This window comes from Stenotrophomonas sp. LST15-1-1.1, from assembly GCF_040815575.1.
Classification (GTDB): domain Bacteria; phylum Pseudomonadota; class Gammaproteobacteria; order Xanthomonadales; family Xanthomonadaceae; genus Stenotrophomonas; species Stenotrophomonas lactitubi_B.
This window is the reverse complement of the sequence record NZ_JBFPNJ010000023.1, coordinates 146,282-166,014: the sequence shown is the minus strand read 5'-3', so window position 1 is coordinate 166,014 and position 19,733 is coordinate 146,282. Positions and strand designations below refer to the sequence as shown.

The 19,733-nt window shown below is 66.7% G+C and carries 14 protein-coding genes; 5 read left to right on the top strand and 9 right to left on the bottom strand.

The window, feature by feature from the left end; genetic code table 11:
• Positions 1-54 precede the first annotated feature (54 nt).
• The 6 genes from MRBLST15_RS11065 to MRBLST15_RS11040 form a co-directional block, all read right to left on the bottom strand.
• The gene (locus MRBLST15_RS11065; protein WP_367785915.1) at positions 55-3,189 is read right to left on the bottom strand and encodes an autotransporter outer membrane beta-barrel domain-containing protein; all 3,135 of its coding nucleotides are present in this window, start codon (positions 3,187-3,189) and stop codon (positions 55-57) included.
• A gap of 285 nt (positions 3,190-3,474) precedes the next feature.
• Entirely contained in the window at positions 3,475-4,542 is a 1,068-nt protein-coding gene (locus MRBLST15_RS11060) for an acyltransferase family protein (RefSeq protein ID WP_367785914.1), read from the bottom strand.
• On the bottom strand, positions 4,542-5,690 hold the full coding sequence (gene nagA / locus MRBLST15_RS11055) for an N-acetylglucosamine-6-phosphate deacetylase (protein ID WP_367785913.1): 1,149 nt from the start codon (positions 5,688-5,690) through the stop codon (positions 4,542-4,544). The genes MRBLST15_RS11060 and nagA overlap by 1 nt, the downstream gene beginning before the upstream one ends.
• The gene (locus MRBLST15_RS11050) at positions 5,690-6,718 is read right to left on the bottom strand and encodes an SIS domain-containing protein (protein ID WP_312704740.1); all 1,029 of its coding nucleotides are present in this window, start codon (positions 6,716-6,718) and stop codon (positions 5,690-5,692) included. The genes nagA and MRBLST15_RS11050 overlap by 1 nt, the downstream gene beginning before the upstream one ends.
• A 7-nt stretch (positions 6,719-6,725) precedes the next feature.
• Positions 6,726-7,793, bottom strand: coding sequence for a LacI family DNA-binding transcriptional regulator (locus MRBLST15_RS11045; RefSeq protein ID WP_099821016.1), 1,068 nt, complete (start codon positions 7,791-7,793; stop codon positions 6,726-6,728).
• Positions 7,794-7,832: 39 nt separating this feature from the next.
• A complete protein-coding gene (locus MRBLST15_RS11040; RefSeq protein ID WP_265952687.1) occupies positions 7,833-9,125 on the bottom strand; it encodes a sugar MFS transporter in 1,293 nt (430 codons plus the stop codon).
• 384 nt (positions 9,126-9,509) lie between these two features.
• On the opposite strand from MRBLST15_RS11040, the gene MRBLST15_RS11035 reads away from it, so the two are divergent.
• From MRBLST15_RS11035 to MRBLST15_RS11025, 3 genes are all read left to right on the top strand, one after another.
• A complete protein-coding gene (locus tag MRBLST15_RS11035; protein ID WP_099820930.1) occupies positions 9,510-10,526 on the top strand; it encodes a glucokinase family protein in 1,017 nt (338 codons plus the stop codon).
• A 143-nt stretch (positions 10,527-10,669) separates the two neighbouring features.
• Positions 10,670-13,333: a TonB-dependent receptor gene (locus MRBLST15_RS11030; protein ID WP_367785912.1), complete on the top strand. Its 2,664-nt coding sequence runs from the start codon at positions 10,670-10,672 to the stop codon at positions 13,331-13,333.
• A gap of 112 nt (positions 13,334-13,445) precedes the next feature.
• Positions 13,446-15,800 (top strand): beta-N-acetylhexosaminidase, encoded by a 2,355-nt coding sequence (locus tag MRBLST15_RS11025; RefSeq protein WP_367785911.1) that lies wholly within the window; start codon positions 13,446-13,448, stop codon positions 15,798-15,800.
• 90 nt (positions 15,801-15,890) lie between these two features.
• On the opposite strand, the gene MRBLST15_RS11020 is transcribed toward MRBLST15_RS11025, so the two are convergent.
• Positions 15,891-16,283 carry a VanZ family protein gene (locus tag MRBLST15_RS11020; protein ID WP_367785910.1) on the bottom strand — a complete coding sequence of 131 codons (393 nt, stop codon included), beginning with the start codon at positions 16,281-16,283 and terminating at the stop codon, positions 15,891-15,893.
• Positions 16,280-17,464 carry a class I SAM-dependent methyltransferase gene (locus MRBLST15_RS11015; protein WP_312704737.1) on the bottom strand — a complete coding sequence of 395 codons (1,185 nt, stop codon included), beginning with the start codon at positions 17,462-17,464 and terminating at the stop codon, positions 16,280-16,282. Before MRBLST15_RS11015 ends, MRBLST15_RS11020 begins: the two co-directional genes overlap by 4 nt.
• A gap of 59 nt (positions 17,465-17,523) precedes the next feature.
• Here MRBLST15_RS11015 and MRBLST15_RS11010 point away from each other — a divergent pair, with 59 nt between their 5' ends.
• The gene (locus MRBLST15_RS11010) at positions 17,524-18,261 is read left to right on the top strand and encodes a pteridine reductase (protein WP_265952693.1); all 738 of its coding nucleotides are present in this window, start codon (positions 17,524-17,526) and stop codon (positions 18,259-18,261) included.
• Positions 18,262-18,326: 65 nt separating this feature from the next.
• On the opposite strand, the gene folK is transcribed toward MRBLST15_RS11010, so the two are convergent.
• Positions 18,327-18,812, bottom strand: coding sequence for a 2-amino-4-hydroxy-6-hydroxymethyldihydropteridine diphosphokinase (folK, locus tag MRBLST15_RS11005; RefSeq protein ID WP_265952695.1), 486 nt, complete (start codon positions 18,810-18,812; stop codon positions 18,327-18,329).
• 93 nt (positions 18,813-18,905) lie between these two features.
• Here folK and MRBLST15_RS11000 point away from each other — a divergent pair, with 93 nt between their 5' ends.
• Complete coding sequence (locus MRBLST15_RS11000) at positions 18,906-19,655, top strand: 20S proteasome subunit A/B (protein WP_265952696.1); 750 nt, start codon at positions 18,906-18,908, stop codon at positions 19,653-19,655.
• Positions 19,656-19,733: the final 78 nt, after the last annotated feature.

Here is a 19,733-nt window from a genome sequence, read left to right as displayed (position 1 = left end):
TGGATTCGTGCCGACCGAGGTCGGCACCCACCAAAGCAACCAAAGCAGCGGTCGTCACCAGTCAGCGCGCAGGCCGATGTTCCCTTCGATGATGCGGCGCTTGCCGTTGTCGCTGCCACCGACCTCGCGGGTGTAATCGGCCACGGCATACGCGCTGATCGTGCGGTTGAAGCGCCCGACCACGCCGACACCCGCTTCCAGTGCGCGCGAACGCTGCGAATTGATGATTGCATCGCTGTCGAACAGGATGCGGTCCTCGCCCGAGCGCCCGTGCCAGTAATTCAACTTGAAGTACGGCTGCCAGCCGTTGTCAGCCAGTTGGTAATCACCCGCCAGCCGCAGGCCGACGCGGCCGGTCCAGGCGTTGTCGTTGTCGAAGGAAATGGTGGACACCAGATCACGCTGGTCATCCAGCGAACTGCGTTGCCAGATCACCTGCAGCTGCGGTTCCAGCCACCACGATGACTGTCCGAACTGCAGCAGTGGCTTACCCGCTTCCAGCGACAGCGTGGTGCCGTCGCCCTTGAGGTCGATGCCCAGCCCGCGCGACGAACGCGTGCGGCCGTCGTAACGGCTCTGCATCGCCACTGCGTCGATGTAGCCGCCACTGTTGTCAGTCAACGTCCAGTACAGGCCCACGTGCTTGTCGTCCAACCGGCTCTGGCCGACCAGCACATTGTCCCAGCCCACGGCCAGGCCGGTGATCCTGCCATCGGCACGGGTACGGCCGACGAACACGCCGATCTGGTTGCGATGGTTATCGGCGGCAGCGGCCCATACGTCCAGGCCCGCCTGCACGCCCATCACGTCGCCATCGAAGCCGGGCCGTGCATCTCCCTTCCAGTGGATCTCGCTGCTCTGCCCCACCAGCCGCCCCCACGCGGTGCGGAACGCGCCCTGGCTGTACAGCAGGCGTTGTTCGCCCTGACGCTCGTGGAAGGTACCCAGGCTGGCCAGCGAGGTCTCGCGCAGCAGCGGGGGCACAACGGCGTAGGCCGCGGTCTCCAGGCGGTACAGCGGCACCAGGCCGTTCTCGTCCGGCGCAGCGGGTGTTGCTCCCGCACTGGGCGGCGGCGCACCGGTGCCGGGCAGACTGCCCCCGGCCACCGGCACGTCCGGCACCGGTGGATCGCTGGGCGGTGCCACGGGCGGCGGTTCCGGCGGCGGCGGCGGTGGCGCGGTCTCACCCGCGGTCAGGTTCGGATCGATGGCACCTTCCGGTGGCGGCGGGGGTGCCGGGGGAATCGGAGGCGGCGGTGCCACCGGGGGTGTCGGCGGCGGCGGTGGCACCACCTCGCCGCCACCGTTCGGTGCAGCGGTCGGCCCGACCGCAACCGTCGAGCGCAGGTACCAGTTCTCCCCGGTGCCGGCGCTGACACCACCCTTGAACAGGAAGTACTCGTAGGCACCAGCCGAGACCGGTGCGAACAACGAGAACGCACCGGGCGCCGTAGTTGCACCGTTCAGCGCCTGCACCACCAGGATGCCGTCGACCAGCGTGGCTGCCCCGCTGCCGCCCGCGTTGAGGATGCCGATGCCGGTGCTGCCGGTGGCCGTGCCGCCATCGATCACCAGCCGGTCGCTGGTGGCGTTGTCCGCCGCCAGCACGGTACGCAGGTACAGCCCGCCGCCATCGCCACGGTAGTTGCCGCGCACGGTAAACACATCACCCGGCGCGGAGCCGGTCAGATCGATGCGCCCGGCGTTGACCACATTGACCAACGCGCTGCCGGTGAAAGGACGCACTGCATGCGTACCGCTGCCTGCATAGATCGTGCTGGTGTCATCCAGGGTGAGTGAACCGGTACCGCTGACATTGTCACCGAGCACCAGATCGCCATCGAAGGTGAGCTCGGTGCTGCTGGCCAGGCTGATCGCTTCCCAGTTCTGCAAGCGCCTGACGCCAGCGGTCTTGACGTTGTTGAAGCCGAGGCGGTCGTTGCCGGCGCCACCATCGAACAGTGGCACGGCGCCCAGATTGGCCTGGTTGAGATTGCTCAAGGTCGCGACGTCATCGTCGGGCCCCTTGTCGATGGCGCCGTAGACGATGCCACCGCCGTTCCAGTTGAAGGTGTCGCTGCCGGTGCTCAGCAGCACCTGGCCACGTACAGTGCCGCCGGTGATGGTCACGCTGTCAGCGCCACCACTGACGCTGATGTTGCCGCCGATGTAGGCGTCGTTGGAGATGATGATGGTGTCCTGGTCGAAGCCGGTGACCACGTTACCGTCGACGGTGCCGCCGGACATGTCCCACAGATTCCTGTCCAGCTTCATGTTGACGCGGCCAATGCGGCCGCCGGTCATCCACGCCTGGTCGCCGTCTTCGAACGCGCCGACGATGCGGCCGCCGCTCATGCGGAAGGTATCGATGTTGTCGCCCTGCTGCAGGGCACCGATGGTGCCACCGGTCATGACGAAATCATCGCGACCACTGCCCTGAATCACCAACCCGGTGATGGTGCCGGCGTTGACGGTCAGCTGGTCATCGCCGTTGCCCTGGTCGAGACTGTCGAGGGTGCCACCGCTGAGCAGCAGCACATCGTTGCCATCACCCTGCTGGACGCCGCCGCTGATGCTGCCGGCCAGCATCTGCAGACGATCGTTGCCGGCGCCGAACTGCACGCCACCGGTGCCGCCGCTGATGGTGCCGCGGTTGAGCACGCTGCTGTCGCCTGCACCTTTGAAAGCGATGCCCCAGCCAGCGGCCGCACCGATCTGGCCGTCGTTGACCACGCCGCTGCCTCCCTGCAGATACAGCGCGTAGCCCTGTGCCGAGGAAATGCTGCCACTGGCGGCATTGTTGACCGTCACTACGGCGTCGGCATTGATGCCACCGGCGGTGCCGCTGCCGACGGTGCCGCTGGCCGCGATGCTGCCCTGGTTGTTGATGGTGCCGCTGGCCGTCGGGGCGACGTAGATCGCATTGGCGTTGCTGGTACTCAACTGCGCACCGCTCTGTACGTTCACGGTAACGCCGGTGGCTCCGGCGCCAAGGGTGACTGCCGTTGCATCGGGGTTGGGCGCCGCCGCACTACAGGTGACGGTCTGCCCGGCGGCGGGGGCGGACGCATCGCATCCCGCCCAGGCTGCCGGGGCGGCCAGTGCGAGCAGCGACGGCGCCGCCAGTATCTGTATCAAGGAAACGGTCAAACGGCGCCGGCGGAACCCGGGCGGGACGACATGGGACATGCGGCACTCCTGGGTCGGGGGATCAGGAACTGCGGATGCTATGTACGGCGCTGCTGACGCAGTCTGCCACTGCCAGGAATGATGTCGATAGGTGAAATTGCAGGCAACAGGTCACGTTTTCGATGTGAAATCGGGAAGTGCTCACGCGGCCCGCATATCGATGAATGCGTTCACCATCATTGGCCCGCCAAGAGCATCCACGCATGGCGTGGATCTATTGCAATCCTGGCCCAGTAGATCCACGCCATGCGTGGATGACCCGTTCGCTCCGACCTCTGCCCGCGCTCAGATCTTCAGATAAATGCGACGTCGGTCCAGCCACCACGCCACGCCCCACCACAGCGCGACGAACACCAATGCCTGCAGCATCGAGGCCAGCTCCAGGGCCTGCGGCATCGCTGCAGCCAGCTGTTGCCACACCCACTCCCAGGCACCGGTCGCCAGCAGGATCACCGACATCACCGAGGCCCCCAGATAGGCGGTGATCGCATTGACGCCGAAGCGACGGCCCAGTGCGGGCCATCCTTTGCGGTCGATCAGCACGTGGCCCAGCCACAATGCCAGCGCGGCCAGCCCCCCGGTCCACAGCACGTAGCTGGGCGTCCACAGCTGCTTGTTGAGCGGCAACACCGCCGCCAGCAGCAGACCGAGCACGGCGGTGACCACGCCCAGCGCAGCCAATGCACCGGCGCGACCACTGCGCAGCAGGCCACCGGCCAGCAGGCCCAGCACGGTGCTGGCCAATGCGCCAAGGCTGCTCAGCAATCCTTCGGGGTCATGGCCCAGGCCGGTATCGGCCTGCCATTGGTAGATCCACGGCGCGAACAGGGCGGTATCCAGACGGCTGGCCGGATTGGTCCACGGCGCCAGATCGCCGATGCCCAGCAGCAGCGCGGTGTAGCCGGCCAGCAGTGCCACCAGCACGGCCACCTGAATGCGCGGACGCGTGTACACCGCCAGCAGGCCCACCACTGCCGCGCACAATGCAATGCGCTGCAGCACACCCCAGATGCGGAAGTGATGCGTATGCAGTGCCCACCACACCAGCAGGTGCAGCAGCACGCCGGCAACGGCGATGCGCAGTGCGCGTTCCAGCACGCCACGTGCAAGTGCAGGGCGTGCAGCGGGATCAAGCGCCCGCGGTGCGACGCTGAAGGCCATCGACACGCCCACCAGGAACAGGAAGAACGGGAACACCAGGTCTGTAGGCGTGCAGCCATGCCATTCGGAATGGCGCAGCGGTGCGAACACCGCGCTCCAGTCACCGGGGTTGTTGACCAGCAACATCGCCGCCACGGTCATGCCGCGCAGGGCGTCGATCGAGCCCAACCGGCGTGGCGACGTGCTGTTCATCAAGCGGCCTCGTACTGGCCGGCGATCCACGTACCACGCACCTGCAGCGCGTCGTCCAGCAGCACCAGGTCGGCCTGGTAGCCCTCGGCGATGTGGCCCAGACGATCATCGACGTTGAGGAACTGCGCCGGATAGGTCGAGGCCATGCGCGCGGCTTCGGCCAGCGGCTGGCCCAGCAGCTGCACGGTGTTGCGCACGGCAGTGGCCATGTCCAGCGCCGAACCGGCCAGCGAGCCGGCCGCGTTGCGCACGACGCCGTCGATGGCCGTGATGGTTTCGCCATACAGCACGTAGCTGGGATCGTCGGCACCGACCGGCGGCATCGCATCGGTCACCAGCAGCAGGCGGCCACGCGGCTTGGCCGCCAGCGCCACGCGCAGGCTGGCCGGATGCACGTGCACGCCATCGACGATGATGCCGATCCAGCTGTCGCGATCTTCCAGCGCCGCGCCGACTGCGCCGGGCTCGCGGCCCTGCAGCGGCGACATCGCGTTGTAAAGATGGGTGAAGCCACGCACGCCAGCATCAAGGCCGGCACGGATCTCTTCATAGGTGCCGGCGGTGTGGCCAGCGGCGACGATCACCCCGCGTTCGACCAGCGCGCGGATGGTCTCCAGCGGCACGCGCTCGGGCGCCAGGGTCAGCAGGGTCACGCCATTGTCCAGCGACGACGCCAGTTCGATCTCTTCCGCGTCCGGCACGCGGAACTTGCTGGCATCGTGCGTGCCTTTACGCGCCGGTGCGATGTACGGTCCTTCCAGGTGGATGCCGATCACGCCCGGCACGCCCTGTGCAATGGCCTCGCGCATCGCACCGATCGCCTCGCGCATCACACCGAGGTCATCGCTGATCAGGGTCGGCAGCATCGCAGTCGTGCCGAAGCGGCGATGCGCACGCGCAATCGTACGCAACGCCTCCACGTCGGGCGTGTTGTTGAACAGCGCGCCACCACCGCCATTGACCTGCACATCGATGAAGCCGGGCAGCAGCCAGCCGCCCCCCAGGTCCACCTGCTCGTCGGCCGTGCCCAGCTGCGGCGCAGCGTCGGGCAGCAGCGCGCTGATGTGGCCGTCTTCGATGACCACCGCAAGATCATCGCGGAACTCATCGCCGGCAAGCATGCGGGCATTGCGCAGGACGGTTGCCATCACACCGTCTCCGTAACCTTGTTCAGATGCGGCGGCAGGTCCGGGTTGAAGCCGCGGCGCAGCGCCAGCGCATTGATCGCGCGGTAGAAGCTCTGCACCGTCAGCAGCGGCGCGCACAGCGGATGCGGGGCAGCGGCGACGGGCAGGTTGCCGCCGGCACCGGCCAGCCACACCTGGGCGCCACGCGCGGTGAATTCTTCGGCCACGGCGCGGGTACCGGCACCGGTTTCATCAGGCTGGGCGAAGGCCAGCACCGGGAAGCCGCGATCGACCAGCGCCATCGGCCCGTGCTTGACCTCGGCCGAGCTGTAGGCCTCGGCGTGCAGGCTGCAGGTTTCCTTGAACTTCAGCGCAGCTTCCTGCGCTGCGCCGAGGCCCAGGCCACGGCCGAGCACGAACAGGTTGTTGGCCTCCACCAGGCCCTCGGTCACTGCGCTCCAGTCGCACTGCCAGGCCTCGCGCATGGCATCGGGCAGAAGGTCCAGGGCATTGCGCAGCGCGCTGTCCTGCTTCCAGTACGCGGCAAGCTGCAGCAGCGCGGACAACGAAGCGAGGTAACTCTTGGTCGCCGCCACGCTTTTTTCCACGCCGGCATGCAGCGGGATTACCGTGTCGGCAAGCTGTGCCAGCGGCGAATCCTCGACGTTGACCAGCGCCACCACGCGCGCGCCAGCGGCCTTGGCCGCCTCGGCATTGCGCAGCAGGTCCGGGCTTTTGCCGGATTGCGAAATGACGATGAACAACGCACCGCGCAGCTGCAGCGGTGCGGCGTAGACCGAACCCACCGACGGCGAGGCCGAGGCAACGACCAGGCCCAGCTGGGTTTCCAGCAGGTACTTGCCGTAGGTCGCGGCATGGTCGGAGCTGCCGCGTGCGCAGGTCACCACGAACGGCGGCGGCGAAGCACGCAGGCTGGCTGCCAGCGTCTCCATCACGGCATGGTTGCGGGCGAACTGGCGGGCAACGACCTCGGCCGCTTCGGCGGCCTCGGCGAACATCAGGGTGGCGGTGGGGTCGGACAGCGACATGGCAGGCTCAGGAAGGATCAGAAGGAAGGGGGCGGGCGGCGGCAGGACGCATCGGTGCGGTCGAGCCACGCACCACCAGTTGCGGCACGAAGCCCTGGTTGTGCAGCGGCGCCGGCGCATCGTCGTAGGCATCACTGCGCAGCTGCGCGATCAGCAGGCGCGCGGCATGGCGGGCGATGTCTTCGGTGGCCTGCTTGGCGGTGGTCAGCGGCGGCCACGACTGGCGCGAGAACGGGCTGTCCTCGAAGCCGGCGATCGACAGGTCGTAGGGCACGTTCATGCCGGCCGACTTCGCGGCGGCCAGCACGCCGGCGGCGATTTCATCGTTGGAACCGAAGATGGCGGTAGGCGGTTCGCGCAGTGCCAGCAAGCGTCGCGCACCGCGGAAGCCGTCATCGAAGGTGTAGTCGCCCTGCACCACCAGATGCTTGTCCACGGTCATGCCGTAGTCCTTCAGCGCGGCCTCGTAACCGGCGTAGCGCTCGCCCGACGACCGGTGCGAGGTGCCACCCCAGAGGAAGCCGATGCGCTGGTGGCCCAGCTGGATCAGGTGTTCGGTGATTTCATAGGCGGCTTCGCGGTCGTCGACGAACACGCAGGCGCCATCGGCCGGATCTTCAGTGGCTGCGATGATCCGCACCAGCTTGATGCCACGCGCGGTGAGCGCCTGGATCAGGTCGCGACGCTCGGACATCGGTGCGGTCAGCACCAACCCGGCCAGGCGTGAGCGCTGCACCCAGTCGGCCAGTTCATCGGCCAGCAGCGGCGAACTGGAATCGCACGGATGGATCTGCAGGCCGAAGCCGGTTTCGCGGCAGGCAGCGAGCACGCCGTTCTGCACGCCGATGATGTGGTACGGGTTCGGGTTGTCGTACACCAGCCCGATCACGAAGGTGGTGCCGCTGCGCAGGTTGCGCGCGGAGGGATCGGGTTCGTAGTCGAGCTCGGCAATGGCACGCAGCACCCGCGCACGGGTGGCCTGCATCACCGAGGGCTCGTTGTTGATCACCCGCGACACCGTCTTCAGCGAGACCTTGGCCTTTTCGGCAACGTCCTTGATGGTCGCTCTGCGCATCGGCTTTTCCTGGGGTTGGCTGCCGTCCATCATCGCCGATCAGCCCTTGTCCTGCGGCAGGCCGACCCGATGGCCGACCACCGAGTAGAACAGGATGTACAGGTAACACGGCACCATCAGCAGCAGGAACACCAGCTGGAAATCGGTGTGCTGCTTGAGCACGGCGAACAGCTGCGGAATGATCGCGCCGCCGGCGATGCCCATCACCAGCAGCGCCGAACCGGTTTCGGTGAAGCGGCCCAGGCCACGGATCGCCAGCGGGAAGATTGCCGGCCACATCATCGCGTTGGCAAAGCCCAGCAGCGCCACGAAGGCGACCGACACATAGCCGTGGGTGAAGAAGGCGCCCAGGCAGAACAGCACGCCCAGTACCGCAGAGATGGTCAGGTAGCGCGACTGCGAGACCACCTTCGGGATCAGCAGCAGGCCCACCACGTAGCCCACCAGCATCGCGCCCAGGGTGAGCGAGGTGAACATCTTGGTCTGGTCCAGCGGCAGGTCGAAGCCATGACCGTAGGTACCGATGGCATCACCGGCCATCACTTCCACGCCGACGTAGACGAACAGGCACAGCACACCCAGCCACAGGTGCGGGAACTGGAAGATGCTGCTGCGCTCGGCCTTGCCCGGTGCGCCGGCCGGGGTGGCATTGGCCTCGGAGGCCTTGATTTCAGGCAGCGGCGAGAACAGTACCGCCACCGCCAGCACCACCAGCAAGCCGGCCATGGCCAGGTATGGCGCATGGATCTTGGCGGCGAATTCGTTCAGCAGCTGCGCCTTGGTCGCTTCATCGGCAGCGGCCACCGTGGCCGACAGATCGCCGATGCCGTGCAGCACCACCGTGCCGATCAGCACCGGCGCCAGCATGCCGGCGATCTTGTTGCAGATGCCCATCATCGCGATGCGCCGTGCGGCGGTTTCAATCGGGCCGAGGATGGAGATGTACGGGTTGATCGCGGTCTGCAGCAAGGCAAGTCCACTGCCGATCACGAACAGGCCGCCGAGCGCGCCGGGATACCAGCGCTGGGTGGCGAATTCACCGAACAACGCCGCGCCGCCGGCCATCACCAGCAGGCTCAGGCTCAGGCCCTTCTTCATGCCGGTGCGGCGCAGGATCCACGACGCCGGCAGGGCCAGGAAGAAGTAGGACAGGTAGAACACCATCAGCACCAGGAAGGCACCGACCTCGCTGAGCTCGAAGGCGAGTTTGACGAAGGTGATCAACGGGCCGTTGAGCCAGGTGAAGAAGCCGATCAGGAAAAACAGCACGCCGACGATGGCGATGGACGAGGCCACGTTCGGGCGTGCGCTTGCAGCGGGGACGGCTGACATCAGGAAGGCTCCTGCGGCGACGGCCGCAGAACACGGCGTCGGAGAGTGGCTGGGAACAACGTTGTCACATTCTTTCGGTGGACGACGACCGTTTGTCAACTTCCATGCACGGCCCACCCTACCGGATGCTGCACTGCGCAAGCCCGCTGCGCGGCCATCCGCTGAATGCGCTTGGCCCTTGAAGCCCCTTGCTGCAACGGTTCCGCCGAGGCCACCGCATTCACGCCATGTAAACGTTTACGGCGATCTGCATTCGTTGCGGCGCAGCAACGAAAGTGTCACGAACTCGTTGACATCGTTGTCAACGCGGTTACAGACTCCGCCCAATCGCCGGCTCCATCGTTGCCCTTCCCGGGGCCGGCCCCACCTGCTGCAGGAGCCCGCGTGACCGCCAGCCATCCCGCCCCGGCCCATGTCCTGTCCCGCGTCGCGCCCTCGTTCCTGGCTGCCGACGTTGGCGGCACCCATGTGCGTGTCGCCCGGGTCCAGGCCAGTGGCGACGATGCCCATCCGGTGCAGGTGCTCGATTACCGCAAGTACCGCAACGCCGACCATGCCGGGCTCAGCGCGATCCTCGCCGACTTCCTGGCCGAAGGCCCGCGCCCGTCGCACTGTGTGGTCGCCACCGCCGGCTATGCCCGCGAAGACGGAACGGTGATCACCGCCAACGTGCCCTGGCCGTTGTCGGCCCGGCAGATCGAGGCCGACGTCGGCCTGCAGCGGGTGCACATCGTCAACGACTTCGAAGCCGTGGCCTATGCCGCCGCACAGGTCGATGCCAGTGGCGTGCTGCACCTGTGTGGCCCGGACAGCGCACCGCGCGGCCCGACCCTGGTGGTCGGCCCCGGCACCGGCCTGGGTGCCGCGTTGTGGATTCCCACGGCCAACGGCCCGGTGGTGCTGGCCACCGAAGCCGGCCAGCCGACCCTCGCCGCCAGCACCGAACTGGAAATGGCGATCGTCCGCCACATGCAGCGCGACCGCGCGCATGTGTCCATCGAACATGCGATCTCCGGCCCCGGCCTGATGAACCTTTACCGCGCGATCTGCGCACTGCAGGACCAGGCACCGGCGCTGGCCAGCCCCGATGCGGTCACCGCCGCGGCAATGGCCGGTAGCGATCCGCTGGCACGGCAGGCGCTGGATGTGTTCTGCGGCCTGCTCGGCAGCACCATCGGCGACATGGCCCTGTTCTATGGCGCCCACGGCGGGGTCTACCTGGCCGGTGGAATCCTGCCGCAGATCCGCGAGTACCTGCGTACCAGCACCTTCGTCGAACGCTACCTGCAGAAGGGGCCGATGGGCGAAGCGCTGGCACGCATCCCGGTGAAGGTGGTCGAACACGGACAGCTGGGCGTGATCGGCGCTGCCAGCTGGTACCTGCTCCACGCCGACGCCTGAACCTGCAAACGGCTTCAACGCAATCGCAGCACGCAGTACGTGGCACGCCAATGCCCGGGACATCGCCGCCGCCCCGCGCACGTCATCGCAACCGCAATCCCATATCGCCGCCGGCATCCAATCGAGTGATGAGGAGAGACATCATGAATACCCGCAAGACCTTGCTTTCGGCCGCCATCGTCAGCTGCATCGCCTTCAGTGCGCACGCGCAGCAGGCCGCCCCGACCGCCACCGATCTGGACACCGTCACCGTTACCGGTATCCGCGGTTCGATGGAAAAGTCGCTGGACACCAAGCGCGAAGCCAATGCGCGCGTGGAAGTGGTCACCGCCGAAGACGTGGGCAAGCTGCCGGCGCACAACGTCGCCGATACCCTGCAGCGCCTGCCGGGCGTCAACATCAGCTCGTCCAGCGCCGATGAAGGCGGCTTCGACGAAGCCGACCGTGTCAGCCTGCGCGGCACCAGCCCCAGCCTCACCCAGACCCTGATCAACGGCCACACCGTCGGTTCGGCCGACTGGTTCGTGCTCAGCCAGGGCAACAATGTCGGCCGCAGTGTCAGCTACTCGCTGCTGCCGTCGGAACTGGTCAGCTCGGTGGAAGTGAACAAGTCCTCGCAGGCCAAGCTGCAGGACGGCGGTACCACCGGTACCGTCAACATCATCACCCGCAAGCCGCTGGAGTTCTCCAAGCAGTTCACCGCTGAAGGCTCGATCGGCATGGTGCGTTCGGACCAGGCCAAGTCGAACGACCCGCAGTACTCGGCATTGTTCAACTACAAGAACGAAGAAAACACCTTCGGCGTGATGGTGCAGGGCTTCAGCCAGAAGCGCGAGCTGCGCCGTGAAGCGCAGGAAATTCCGGGTGGCTTCTTCAAGATCGGCGCCGACGATCCTGTCGCCAAGACCAATCCGGACCTGATCGGCGTCAACGTTCCCGGCCTGCTGGGTTCGACCCTGTTCGAACAGACCCGTGAGCGCAAGGGTGGCCTGGTCTCGCTGCAGTTCAAGCCCACCGACACCCTCACCCTGGGCCTGAACGGTTTCAGCTCCGAGCTGAAGGCGAACAACTACAACCGCAACTTCATGATGTTCGGCAACAGCTTTGCCAAGGTGCAGGCGCCGAACCCGGGCTATGTGGTCAAGGATGGCGTGCTGACCAACGCCACCTATGCAGGCGTGCCGGGCACCAACTACGCGGTGTACGACATGATCTACCGCGAGTCGAAGGCCAAGTCGAGCTACGTCACCTTCGATGCCGACTGGCAGATCAGCGACAGCCTGACGGCCAAGTTCCAGGCCGGCAGCACCAAGGGCACCGGTGAGACCCCGCGCCAGTACATCGCCGAGGTCACCGTGGGCAGCGGCGGTGGCGCCAGCTGGGCTACCCATGGCGCCGGCTCGCCGATCGACTGGAACGTCGGCGGCGACCTCTCGCCCAATGGCGTCACCAGCTTCGGCACCTGGGGCAACCAGCAGGTCACCGCAGAAGACAAGGAGAAGTGGGCCACGCTCGACTTCAACCAGTACTTCAACGACGGCGGCGTGCTGAGCTCCATCGACTTCGGTCTGCGCTTCGCCGACCACAAGCGCGAAGCGCTGTCGCCGGAAGGTGCGACCCCGGGTGACATCTGGAGCGCGCTGAAGAACGGTGCCACCTCCAACTATCCGAACGGATTCGCTGGCGATATCGGCGGCACCTTCCCGCGCAACATCTGGTACTTCACCCCGGGTGCGCTGAAGGATGCGGTGACCAACAACTCCACCTGGCTGGCGGGCAACGACGGCCCGACCGGCCGCCACAACTACGGTGCCGAGTGGCAGGTGAAGGAAAAGAACTTCGCCGGCTACGTGCAGGCCAACTTCCGCGGTGACTGGTGGAGCGGCAACCTGGGCCTGCGCTACGTCAACATCAAGCAGGACATCGATACCTACAACGCGGTCAGCAATGCCGCCGATGCGGATGTCAGCAGCCTGTTCGGCATGTGGGAACGCATGGCCTTCCAGAACAAGCGCAACCGCGTGCTGCCCAGCGCCAACATCAAGTTCGACCTGGACGACAACCTCGTGCTGCGCGTGGCCGCTTCGCAGACCCAGACCCTGCCCGATTACTCGGCACTGGGTGCATCGTCCTACGGTTCGGATCTGAACCGGACCGGCGGTGGCGGCAACCCGAACCTCAAGCCGACCCTGTCCACCAACCTGGATGCGAACCTGGAGTGGTACTTCATGCCGCGCGGCCTGCTGTCGGTCGGCGCTTACCACATGGACCTGAAGGACTACATCGCCTTCGACGTGGTTTCGCGCCAGCTGTACAGCGAACTGACCAACCAGCTTGAGACCTACCAGATCTCCACCCCGATCAATGCCGACGGCAAGGTCACCGGCGTGGAAGTGGCCTACGAGCAGCCGATCGGCGAGTACTTCGGCATCAACGCCAACTACACCTATGCCAACGGCACGACCGCGCACACCTGGTCCGATGGTTCGCACAACCTGCTGGGCACCTCGAAGAACACCTACAACGTGGGCGCCTACTTCGAGAACGAGCGCTTCGGTGCACGGGTCAGCTACACCCACCGTTCCTCGTTCCTGATCAGCCTGTCTGGCACCAACCCGTACTACCAGGATGACTTCGGCACGCTGTCGGCGTCGCTGAGCTTCAAGGCCACCGACTGGCTGAGCATCAGCCTGGATGGCCTGAACCTCAACAACCCGACCTACAAGTACTACCAGACCGCAGCCATTCCGACCTCGTTCTACAGCAACGGTCGCCAGTACTATCTGAACTTCCGCTTCAAGTACTGATCCAGCGGCAGCTTCATCGCCGAGTCGTGCACGCACGCCGGGCCTGGGTCATTCCGGGCCCGGCGTTTTTCATGTATAGCGAACATCGCACCCGATCCAAGGAGTCCTTCCGATGACGAAGCCCACCCGCGCCAGGATGCGCAGCCTTCTGTTGCTGGGCAGCCTGCTGGCCGCCCTGCCCGTGCTGCCGGCACTGGCCGCCGATGCCCCGGTACTCGATACCGGCCCCGGCCCGCAGCTGCGCGCCGGCAGCCTGATGTTGATTCCCGCACCGGCCAACGTGCAGCGCGGCAACGGCGCGGGCATCACCATCGGCGCGGGCACCGTGCTGCAGGCCGATGGCGAAGCCGCCCAGCGCGTCGCTGCACAGTTCGCCGACCTGCTGGCGCGCAGTGGTGGGCCGCGCCTGGCAGTGGCCAACGGCAAGGCTGCTGCCAAGGGCGGCAGCATCCGCTTCCAGATCGTGCCGACCTTCCGCGACAGTGGCGAGGGCTACACGCTGGAAAGCACCGCGCAGGGCGTGCTGGTGCAGGCCGGCAACGAGACCGGCCTGTTCTACGGCGCCACCACGCTGGCCCAGCTCGCCACCGGCGGCAGCAACGGCGTGCTGCCGGCGGTGCAGATCCAGGATGCGCCGCGTTTCAGCTGGCGTGGCTTCATGCTCGACTCGGCGCGGCACTTCCAGAGCCTGGACGAGATCAAGCGCGTGCTCGATGCGATGGCCGCGCACAAGCTCAACACCTTCCATTGGCACCTGACCGACGACCAGGGCTGGCGCATGGAAATCAAGCGCTACCCGAAGCTGACCGCCGTCGGCAGCTGCCGCCTGCCGGCCGGTGACGGCGGCATCGATCCGGTCAGCGGCAAGGAGCATCCGTACTGCGGCTTCTACACGCAGGACCAGATCCGCGAAGTGATTGCGTACGCGGCCGCGCTGCATATCCAGGTGATTCCGGAGATCGATGTCCCCGGCCACGCCACCGCTGCCATCGCTGCCTATCCGGAACTGGGCACGATCGACACGCCACTGAAGCCGTTGAGCGAATGGGGCGTGTTCCCGAACCTGTTCAACGTCGAGGACGGCACCGTCACCTTCCTGGAAAACGTGCTGGAAGAAGTCATCGCCCTGTTCCCGGCCAGGTACGTGCACGTGGGTGGCGACGAGGCAGTGAAGGACCAGTGGGAGGCGTCAAAGCAGGTGCAACAGCGCATGCGCGCGCTCGGTATCAAGGATGAGATGGCCATGCAGAGCCACATCATCAAGCGCCTGGAAACCTTCCTGGAAGAACACGACCGTCGCTTGATCGGCTGGGACGAAATCCTTGAAGGCGGCCTGCCGCCGCAGGCCACGGTGATGTCCTGGCGCGGTACCGAGGGCGGGCTGGCCGCGGCCAGCGCGGGCCACGATGTGGTGATGTCGCCGGTCAGCCACCTGTACCTGGACTACCTGCAGACCGCATCGCCGAACGAGCCGCCGGGCCGGCCGACGCAGGTGAACCTGGCCAAGCTCTACAACTACGAACCGGTGCCGGCCGAACTGGCCGCCGACAAGCGCGGTCACATCCTCGGCCTGCAGGCGAACATGTTCACCGAGCACACGCGCACCTATGCACGTCTGCAGCACAACCTGTTCCCGCGACTGGCCGCCGTGGCCGAGACCGGCTGGAGCACGCCGGAGCATCGTGATTTCCGCGACTTCCTGGCCCGCCTGCCCTCGCAGCTGCAGCGCTATCGGGCCTGGGGCCTGGCGTATGCGCAGACGCCGTTCGAAGTAGGCGTGGCCTATACCGATAACCGCGCGGCGAACACGGTGACCGTATCGCTGGCCAACCCGCTGGGCTATGAAGTGCGCTACAGCAGCGACGGAAAGCCGGTGACCGCACAGTCGCCGCTGTACCAGCAGCCGCTGACGTCCACGCTGCCGGCGACGGTGCAGGCCGCTGCGTTCTACCAGGGCCAGCCACTGGCTGCGAAGCCGACGGTGGCGTCGTACACCGCGCAGTCGCTGCTGTCGCGGCACAGCGAAGAACTGCGCAGCTGTGTCGGCGAGAAGGGCCTGGTACTGCGCCTGGAAGACGATGGTCCGCGCGAAGGTGCGCGTGCCGTGTTCACCGTCGACATCTTCCAGCCCTGCTGGCGTTGGCCGCAGGCGCAGCTGGATGGCATCGGCAGCGTGCAGGTGCGCGCGGGCCGCATTCCGTACTACTTCCAGCTGGCCCACGACGAGCCGAAGCGCCGCTTCGAGAAGGCCCGGAGCGCGCACGGCGAAATGCTGATCCGTCGCGGTGACTGCACGGGCAAGGTGCTCGCGCAGGTGCCGCTGCCGGCGCAGACCGATGCCGATGGCTTCGTGACCCTGCGTGCGGATTTGCCGAAGGGCACCTCGGGTACGGGGGATCTGTGCATCAACTTCACCGGCGACACGCGCCCGGCGATGTGGGTGCTGGATGAGGTGACGCTCCGGTAGCTGCCAACCTTGGTTGGCGCCGGGGAGATTCATCCACGCATGGCGTGGATCTACTGTAGAGCCGAGCCCATGCTCGGCTCTACAGGAACGTTACCCCCGCCAGCGCAGCAGGATGTCGCGCAGCGGGGTCAATGCGGTGGCCATCCCCGCCAGCACGCCGATGGTGTTGGCCACCGCATCCATCGGATCGGCCATGCGGTTGCTGGTCAACGCGCCCTGCGCGAACTCGATGCCGATGCCCATCAGCACCAGGCCAGCCCCCACCCACAGCAACGGACGGCCACGCCGGAACAGCTGCACCGCGCTGCCGGCCAGAATGAAATAGGCCAGGAAATGCTCGCCCTTGTCGCTGTTTTCCGGCAGCGGGATCGGCGGCGGCGGAATCAGGCAGACCACGATCACCGTCAGCACCGCCAACACCCACAACGCGATCCACAGGCGTGGCCGCCGCAGCGGCTTGATCACCGGCAACGCTGCACTCACAGGCGCCAGCTCAGGTCGCCCAGTTCGAACGCCGGTTCGAAATCAACGTCGCGCTGCAGGCCAATGGCCTGGAAACGCTCGCCCATCTCCGTTGGCAGGGTCAGCTTCTTCACCTGGTCACGCAGCTGGATGCGGCCCACTTCATCGGTGCGCTCCTCGGCCAGGGTCAGTACCTGGTCCAGGCCGTTGCCGAGCAGGAAACTGGCCTGGCTGCAGTAACCGGCCAGTTCGAAACCGCCGTGCAGGCCGGCCTCCGCCATGGCGGTGAAATCGACCGATGCGGTGATGTCCTGCAGGCCCGGCCAGCGATGGATCTCGTTGTGCACGTGGTGGCGGTAGAACGCGCGCACGGTGCCATCGTCGCGCTCTTCCTGGTAGAACTCGCCCCGGTTGTAGCCGTAATCCACGAACAGCATCGCGCCGCGGCGCAGGCCACCGGCCACTGCCTGCAGCCAGTACGGCAGCTGAGGCAGCACCTCGGAACGGTAGCCATCGGCAAAGGGCTTTTCCAGGTAGCGTTCGAGGTGGCGCACCGCGCCGTTGAGCAGCAGGTCGGCCGGCTGCGCGCCACGGATGAAGTTGCCCTGCCCGTCCAGTTCGACGGTCTCCTCGTACACCTCGCCGTCCTTGATGAGGAAGCGCGGTGTCGGCAGCGCATCGATCACCTCATTGGCGAACACCACGCCGTCCCAGTCGTCCTCGAACGGACGATCCAGCCATTCCACCCGACTGGCCAGCTCGGGCGGCAGGTTCTGCTGCAGGCGCTCCTGCTGGCGCTGGCGCAGGTCCGCGCTGGGTTCGAGGATCGCGTAGCGGGCCGGCAGCGCGTCCAGCTCGGCCAGGCGCAGCAGCACCGCCTCGGCGAAGGCGCCGGTGCCGCCACCCAGTTCCAGCATCCGTGCCTGCGCATCAAGCTGACCGAACACCGGCGCCAGTGCATTGGCAACGCTGCCGGCGAACAGGCCGCCCAGCTCGGGGGCGGTGGTGAAATCGCCGCTGCCGCCGAATTTGCTGGCACCGGCGCTGTAGTAGCCCCAGCCCGGCGTGTACAGGCACAGCTCCATGAAGCGGGAGAACGGCATCGCCCCGCCCAGTGCGAGGATCTCGGCACGCAGGGCGGCGGCCAGCTGGTCGCTGTGGGCCAGGGCATCGGCTTCGGGCAGGGGGAAGGTAGGCTGCATGGCGTCTTCGAATGCGGTGACAATGGTGCACAGGATAGCCGAGCCTTGGAGGACCCTCGATGAGTGACACCGCCCCCGTGGCCCTGATCACCGGCAGCGCACGCCGGATCGGCGCGGCCATCGCCCGCCAGTTCCACGCCTGTGGCTGGTCGGTGGTGCTGCACGCCCATACCTCCAGCGCCGAACTGCAGCAGGCCGCCTTCAACCTGGACAACGAGCGCCCCGGCAGCGTGCTGGCGTTGCAGGCCGACCTGCGCGACGCCGACGCCCTGGCCGATCTGGTCGAGCAGGCAGTGACCCACTTCGGCCGCCTCGATGCGCTGGTCAACAACGCTTCCAACTTCTTCCCCACCCCGCTCGGCCAGGTCACCGCCGAGGCGATGGACGAGCTGTATGCGGTCAACGCGCGCGCACCGCTGCTGCTGGCCCAGGCCGCCGCGCCGTACCTGCGCCGCCAGCACGGCTGCATCGTCAACCTGACCGACCTGCACGGCACCGACCCGATGCCCAACCACGTCGCCTACACCATGGCCAAGGCCGCGCTGGAGATGGCGACCCGCTCGCTGGCGCTGGAACTGGCGCCGAAGGTGCGGGTGAATGCGGTGGCGCCCGGTGCGATCCTGTGGCCGGAACAGGGCAAGGACGATTTCGCCCGCGAGGCGCTGCTGGCGCGCACGCCGCTGGCGCGGATCGGCACGGTCGAGGAAATCGCCGAAGCGGTGTACTGGCTGGCGGCCGAGGCCAGCTTCGTCACCGGCCACACGTTGCGCGTGGACGGTGGGCGTACGGTGAGTTGAGGTGTTGCCGGGATCCAGGACGGGGTCAGATCCCTTTTCCCGATGGGAAAAGGGATCTGACCCCATCACTCAAGGTCAACCACCTCGAACGCTTCGCCATACTGCTTGTGCGCGCGCCACAGCGTGGCCAGGTCCAGGCCGCTGACCGGATCGATGAAATCCGGGGCGATATCAGCCAGCGGCTTCAGCACGAAGGCATGCTTCAGTTCCGGGCGCGGAATGCGCAGATGGCCGGGGCCTTCCACCACCAGGTCGCCATAGAACACCACATCGACGTCCAGGGTCCGGTCGGAGAAACGCGGACCGCTGCGGTCACGACCGTGCGCATCTTCCAGCGCATGCAGCCAGTCATCCAGCTCCTGCAGCGGCAGGTCGGTCTCGATGGCAACGCCGTTGTTGAGGAAGGCCGGACCCTCGAAACCGACGGCGGCGGTGCGGTAGGCGGCAGACACCTGCAGCGCACCAAAGCGCTCGCGCAGGGCCGCCACCGCAGCGTGGAGGTAGCGGCGGGGGTGGACGTTGCTGCCCAGGCTCAGGAGCACGGTGGTCATGCGGTTCCGGTGACGGCAATCAGGTGGAGCGCGGGCATGCCATCGTCACAACGGCCTGCCTACAATCCGGGACGCATATGATAGGGCACCGACATGACCTATTGCGTTGGAATCGAGGTGGACGAGGGCCTGGTCTTCGCCGCCGACACCCGCACCAATGCCGCGCTGGACGATGTCCGCGTGCACCGCAAACTGCACGTGTTCGAATATCCCGGCCAAGCCGCCTACGTGGTGATGGCCGCCGGCAACCTGGCCACGACCCAGCTGCTGGTGTCGCGGCTGAAGCGCGATGCCGACGAGCGGCGCACGCCGAACCTGCGCGACATGGCCCATCTGTTCGAGGCTGCGGCCTACGTCGGCTCCCTGCTGGTGGACAGCCAGGTGCAGAGCCAGCACACCGAACACGGCCATGACGGGGTGAACACCCAGGCGACGCTGATCTTCGGTGGGCAGATTGCCGGCGAGCAACCCGGCCTGTACATGGTCTACCCGCTGGGCAACGCCATCGCCGCCTCGCCGGAAACGCCCTATCTGCAGATCGGTGAATCCAAGTACGGCAAGCCGATCCTGGACCGCATCCTGACCCCGTCCACGCGCCTGGAAGACGCCGCACGCACCGCGATCGTGTCCCTGGATTCCACCATCCGTTCCAACCTGTCGGTGGGCCTGCCGGTCGACCTGGCGCTGCTGCGCGCCGGCGAGCTGCGGATCAGCCAGCAGCTGCGGCTGGGCGCCGATTCAGCGCTGTATGCCGACATCCATCAGAACTGGTCGCGGCGGCTGGAGCAGGCGGTGGAAAGCCTGCCGCGGTTTCCGTGGGAAACGACGGATCGCCCGGGCTGAAACGCCGCCGCCGCACACCTGTAGAGCCGAGCCCATGCTCGGCTGACGCAGCCGATGCAGACAGCAGCCGGGCATGGG

Bases quoted from the DNA above. Each gene is read 5' to 3' on its own strand.
- MRBLST15_RS11065 (WP_367785915.1), bottom strand. From the start codon at position 3,189: ATGTCCCATGTCGTCCCGCCCGGGTTCCGCCGGCGCCGTTTGACCGTT.
- MRBLST15_RS11060 (WP_367785914.1), bottom strand. From the start codon at position 4,542: ATGAACAGCACGTCGCCACGCCGGTTGGGCTCGATCGACGCCCTGCGC.
- nagA (WP_367785913.1), bottom strand. From the start codon at position 5,690: ATGGCAACCGTCCTGCGCAATGCCCGCATGCTTGCCGGCGATGAGTTC.
- MRBLST15_RS11050 (WP_312704740.1), bottom strand. From the start codon at position 6,718: ATGTCGCTGTCCGACCCCACCGCCACCCTGATGTTCGCCGAGGCCGCC.
- MRBLST15_RS11045 (WP_099821016.1), bottom strand. From the start codon at position 7,793: ATGCGCAGAGCGACCATCAAGGACGTTGCCGAAAAGGCCAAGGTCTCG.
- MRBLST15_RS11040 (WP_265952687.1), bottom strand. From the start codon at position 9,125: ATGTCAGCCGTCCCCGCTGCAAGCGCACGCCCGAACGTGGCCTCGTCC.
- MRBLST15_RS11030 (WP_367785912.1), top strand. From the start codon at position 10,670: ATGAATACCCGCAAGACCTTGCTTTCGGCCGCCATCGTCAGCTGCATC.
- MRBLST15_RS11025 (WP_367785911.1), top strand. From the start codon at position 13,446: ATGACGAAGCCCACCCGCGCCAGGATGCGCAGCCTTCTGTTGCTGGGC.
- MRBLST15_RS11015 (WP_312704737.1), bottom strand. From the start codon at position 17,464: ATGCAGCCTACCTTCCCCCTGCCCGAAGCCGATGCCCTGGCCCACAGC.
- MRBLST15_RS11010 (WP_265952693.1), top strand. From the start codon at position 17,524: ATGAGTGACACCGCCCCCGTGGCCCTGATCACCGGCAGCGCACGCCGG.
- folK (WP_265952695.1), bottom strand. From the start codon at position 18,812: ATGACCACCGTGCTCCTGAGCCTGGGCAGCAACGTCCACCCCCGCCGC.
- MRBLST15_RS11000 (WP_265952696.1), top strand. From the start codon at position 18,906: ATGACCTATTGCGTTGGAATCGAGGTGGACGAGGGCCTGGTCTTCGCC.